The sequence below is a fragment of the Candidatus Parvarchaeota archaeon genome, from assembly GCA_016866895.1.
Classification (GTDB): Archaea; Micrarchaeota; Micrarchaeia; order Anstonellales; family VGKX01; genus VGKX01.
Genome location: VGKX01000113.1, coordinates 1 through 4,185 on the forward strand (window position 1 = coordinate 1; position 4,185 = coordinate 4,185).

The 4,185-nt window shown below is 41.0% G+C and carries 6 protein-coding genes; 4 read left to right on the forward strand and 2 right to left on the reverse strand.

Annotated features, from left to right (window positions below; translation table 11 throughout):
- Positions 1-9: 9 nt before the first annotated feature.
- Both FJZ26_04610 and FJZ26_04615 read left to right on the forward strand, forming a co-directional pair.
- Positions 10-237 (forward strand): hypothetical protein, encoded by a 228-nt coding sequence (locus tag FJZ26_04610; protein ID MBM3229686.1) that lies wholly within the window; start codon positions 10-12, stop codon positions 235-237.
- A gap of 215 nt (positions 238-452) precedes the next feature.
- Positions 453-1,721 (forward strand): hypothetical protein, encoded by a 1,269-nt coding sequence (locus FJZ26_04615; protein MBM3229687.1) that lies wholly within the window; start codon positions 453-455, stop codon positions 1,719-1,721.
- A 215-nt stretch (positions 1,722-1,936) separates the two neighbouring features.
- On the opposite strand, the gene FJZ26_04620 is transcribed toward FJZ26_04615, so the two are convergent.
- Together FJZ26_04620 and FJZ26_04625 are read right to left on the reverse strand one after the other, a co-directional pair.
- The gene (locus FJZ26_04620; GenBank protein MBM3229688.1) at positions 1,937-2,602 is read right to left on the reverse strand and encodes an isoprenylcysteine carboxylmethyltransferase family protein; all 666 of its coding nucleotides are present in this window, start codon (positions 2,600-2,602) and stop codon (positions 1,937-1,939) included.
- 126 nt (positions 2,603-2,728) lie between these two features.
- Complete coding sequence (locus FJZ26_04625; protein ID MBM3229689.1) at positions 2,729-3,184, reverse strand: hypothetical protein; 456 nt, start codon at positions 3,182-3,184, stop codon at positions 2,729-2,731.
- A gap of 210 nt (positions 3,185-3,394) precedes the next feature.
- On the opposite strand from FJZ26_04625, the gene FJZ26_04630 reads away from it, so the two are divergent.
- Both FJZ26_04630 and FJZ26_04635 read left to right on the forward strand, forming a co-directional pair.
- Positions 3,395-3,628, forward strand: a complete 234-nt coding sequence (locus FJZ26_04630; GenBank protein ID MBM3229690.1) for a hypothetical protein — start codon at positions 3,395-3,397, stop codon at positions 3,626-3,628.
- A complete protein-coding gene (locus FJZ26_04635; protein MBM3229691.1) occupies positions 3,613-3,957 on the forward strand; it encodes a type II toxin-antitoxin system PemK/MazF family toxin in 345 nt (114 codons plus the stop codon). Before FJZ26_04630 ends, FJZ26_04635 begins: the two co-directional genes overlap by 16 nt.
- Positions 3,958-4,185 lie beyond the last annotated feature (228 nt).

Below are 4,185 nucleotides of genomic sequence, written 5' to 3' on the forward strand. Positions count from 1 at the left end.
ATGCTGACCTTGGAAATAAGCCAAAAAATAACCGCCCAAATCAAGGAAGGCGACTATGCATTAGTTGACTACAGGCCAATCCAGGGCATGAGCGTCCCTGTTCCAAGGCATATCGTCTGTAAAATACTTGAAAAAAAGGAAGGGGAAAAGATGTGGGGCATCTATAAGCAGGAGTTTGAGCGGATAAAGCGCGTAAACAGGCCCCCTGCACAGCCTGCAAGCTCCCAGTATGTGTAGATTTTTCAAGGCCAAAGCCCAAATGCTTTAAGTGCATCAAGTCAAGTGTGCAAGAATAGGCGCATATATAAGGGCATTTACCACAACATTCATCCTTTTCCATGCCCATTGCAAACGCCCAGTATCTTTAAGCTCGCAGCATGTAGCCAAGCCTATTGAAATGCTCATTTTTCCTTCTGAAAGCTTTATAATTTAGTTATTCTTAATATTGATTCATGGTTAATAATGTCAAAGTCTTTAGCATGCACCATAACGGAAAGCTCCGCAAGTGCGAGCTAGGCGAGGTGCCTCAAAAAAGAATTGTTGATTTTAGGGAAAAGTTTGTTACAAACTGCGGCAGGTTTGTAAATGACCCATACTGGAACATATGGCTCAAAGAGCCAAGCTCCATCAACTTGATGGTTTTCTTACAGCAAGCAGATGAAAAACTTTTTGAACTGCAAGAAAAATTAACTGAACTGAAAGCGGAGGCGCAATGTCAAAAAACCACCCAACCGCATACAACCAACGCCAAGCCGATAGCTAAATTTGAGGACTGGAAAAATAAGGTATATGACAGCAAAAAAACTCTAGTAGCCCAGCATGAAAAAATTGTTGCCATGAGAGACGAGCTTGATGCTGATTTTGAGCTTACTGTCTCGCTTTTGAGACAACTTGCAAAAAAAAGCGAGAATTTTGGAACCCCTGAAAGTTATGTGGATCTTATAAATAGGACATCCAAAGCCATAGAAGATGGAAGCGGCGCGCCTCTTAATTTCAGGCTTGGCAGAAGCGGTATTACTGCAAACAATGATATTTTTTGGACAGCCTATCACTTTGAACTCCAGATTCTGCTAAACGCATTCAATGATTTGTCTGCACTAATTGTACTTGATCCGACAAACATTATCAGGAACTCACTTGAAGAAAAAGGTTTTGATTCGACATGGCTCCTGCTTCTTGACAAAACCAAGTATGTATTCACAAAAATAAGCAATGGGATGCTTGAAGAAATAAAATCAATTTCAAAGCACCAGCACGAAGAGAACAACAAATTATACACGCAAAGCATTGACCCGCCCAAAAACCATCTAAAAGTTTATCTTGAAACATACAAAAAAATCGCAAATGAACTGCAATCAAAAAACAAGCCGCTTGAAGTATACTTTAGGTTTTTTGCTGAGCATGAACTGTTTTACGCTTGTATTGAACTCTGCGGAAGAACTATTAACATGCTTGAGAAGCTTGTAAAAATAAGGAAAACATATTTTGAAAATATAGTAACTTTTGCGAGCTTAAACAACGAATTTTTCAACCAACTGGCAGAAAAAGGCAAGAAATCGGCAGAAAACGGCGTACCATCGATAGAAACTTCAAGCAAAAATAGCAATATGCATAGGCTTGAGCATGAGATCGAGCACCTTGAAAAATCCAAGCAGTTTGCACAGGAGGAGCTTGAATTTATCCTGAACGGCGCGCACAAAAGCAAAAATGGCCGAATCTAAACCTCAAAATTTTTTGGCTTGCCAAGGGGTCCACTCCACCACTTTCTTTCAAACTTCAAGCCCTTATTACAAGTTCCTCGCGGAGTTTGGCATCCTCCATCCAAATCTCCTCAATCTGCCTTTTTATCTTTAGATAGTTTTCAAGTTCAACCCCTGTAAGCTTGCGCACTGTTTCGGAACTTTTTCTCCATCAAGACACCTTTTTTCAAGGCATGCTACCATATGTTTGGAACCAGCCGCCACTTCACCTTTTTGCAGTACTCCTTGTAACCGCTTAGCTTGCTGTTCAGCACTTTCTCCTCATTTCTTATTCTGGCCACAAGAAGCGGGATGCATAGCACAAAGGGCACAAGGGCAACATAGGAACCAAGCGCAAATGGCGTTGATAAGTACATGGCAAGAAAGCCAACGTACATGGGATGCCTGACAACCGAATAGGGGCCTGTTGAGATTAACTTCTGCCCTTTCACCACCTCAATCGTCCTTCCAGCCCAGCTGTTTATTTTGAAAACCCAGAAAATGAGAAGATAGCCGATAAAGACAATTGCTTGCGCAGCCAGCACGGCCTCGAGTGGAACGTTGGACCAGCCAAATCTCCTGTCCAGGCCAGGTAACAAAAAGCCTGCAAGGAAAAGAGGCGTGCCAAGCTTTATGATAAGTTGCTGCCCCCTTTCCTTTTCCTTCATCTTCATCCTCCGCCCAAGGAAGGCCGGATCGTTTTTCAAAAAATAGAGCACCACAAATGCTGCAGGCACGAGAACTATTGTCATGTAAAGCCACGCCTGCCAAAAGTCAAGCGTTCCTGCAGGAATGAAAAGCAAGGCAGCAAACACCACTGCTCCAACCAAGTAGAACAAAATTGCCTTGAGTTTAATGTCCATGCCAAGCTTTCTCGCATAAGGCGTAAAAAGCTTCCCGACACGCGTGATTAATGAATTGTTTTTATAAGCCCAATCTAGTCTAGAAACATGTGGCAACTTCACTGAAAATATTAAATACTCAAACAATCAAATTCTGGACGGTGGTATTATGAAAAACAGATACCTGCTTGCATTTTCAGTCGGGATATTGCTTTTAGCGTGCAGCATGGTTTTCAGCTGGATTCTCAATTTGGTCTTTCCCCTGCTCCAATCCGAATATACAACTCCTGCTTTTAGGCCTTGGAACGACCCAGTAATGTCCTTGTTTTTTGTGTATCCTGTAGCGTTGGGCATGCTGTTGACATATACATGGTTCAAGACAAGAAAATCATGGAAAAACGGTTTTGAGTTTGGCGCATGTTTCGGGGTGCTTTTTTCAGTGCCTTCATTTCTTGTGAACTTTTCCAGCTTTACTTTTTCGCTACTTATGGTTCTATCTTGGACAGTAATGGGTTTTGCAAACATTGTAATTGCAGGCCTTGCGCTTGAAAAGTTAGAAGAGTAGTTCAGTTTTGATTCGCAATTCGAGATGAAATCCGGCAATCTTGTGCATCAGTGCGAGTCAAATCTGAAATTTTTTTGGTAAGATACTTCATATAAAGAATAATATGACAAACGCCAAGAACCTGGATATTGCTAGAAAAGCTAAAATAGTATAGGTTAGTAAAGCTAATATATGTGTTAAACACACAATAAACACACAATAGTTGCATTTGTCTGTTTGGTTTGGCATGCAAAGTACGGGGTGTAAGTATGGTTGTTGTGAATTTCAAGCTTGAAGGAGAGCTGGAAAAACTTGTTGAGCGTTATATAAAAGCTGGTTATGCAGCATCAAAGACTGAAGTGCTACGTGAAGCGTTGAAGGGATTTAAATTCAGGATGCAAGGCAAGGATGATGAAGGCCATGGGTGGTATACTCTTTCCCAAAAAAGCCTAAAAAAAATATGGGATAATCCTAAAGATGATGAAGTATGGAACAAGTACTGAAACAACGAGACATAATCCTGGTGCCTTTTCCTTATCCTGACCAGACTGGAAGCAAGCAAAGGCCGGCATTAGTCCTTAGTTCGGATATTTTCAACAATTCCTCTCGAGATATAATCATTTGCAGCATGACGTCTTATAACAGTGGAGATTCAAATTTGATTTCAATAATGAAAGAAGACTGGGAAGGTGGCTTGTGGGCCGAAAGTTATGTGAATCCAGCATATCTAACTACGATTGAGCCCAGTCTTGTGATAAAACGCATTGGAAGGCTAGGTAAAGGAAAATTCAAAGTTGTTATGCAAAAATTTCTAGGGATTTTTTCCGGATAAATTCAGATTAGAACCAGTTAGAAAACATACTTCTAGAAAAACCAAAAGATATCAAGCATATATGGATTTAGGCCCTTTTTTTGGCGGCCAAGCTTGCCTTCCCAGCGCGGAAAGGGAGAAAGGAACAAATGAACAAATTGAATGAGATGTGTGGAGGTGCTATGAATGAAAAATCCATGGGACATTGAGCCGTTATCTCTTTATGGATCAAAACGAAAGAAAAAACGT

Bases quoted from the DNA above. Each gene is read 5' to 3' on its own strand.
- FJZ26_04615 (MBM3229687.1), top strand. From the start codon at position 453: ATGGTTAATAATGTCAAAGTCTTTAGCATGCACCATAACGGAAAGCTC.
- FJZ26_04620 (MBM3229688.1), bottom strand. From the start codon at position 2,602: ATGGACATTAAACTCAAGGCAATTTTGTTCTACTTGGTTGGAGCAGTG.
- FJZ26_04630 (MBM3229690.1), top strand. From the start codon at position 3,395: ATGGTTGTTGTGAATTTCAAGCTTGAAGGAGAGCTGGAAAAACTTGTT.
- FJZ26_04635 (MBM3229691.1), top strand. From the start codon at position 3,613: ATGGAACAAGTACTGAAACAACGAGACATAATCCTGGTGCCTTTTCCT.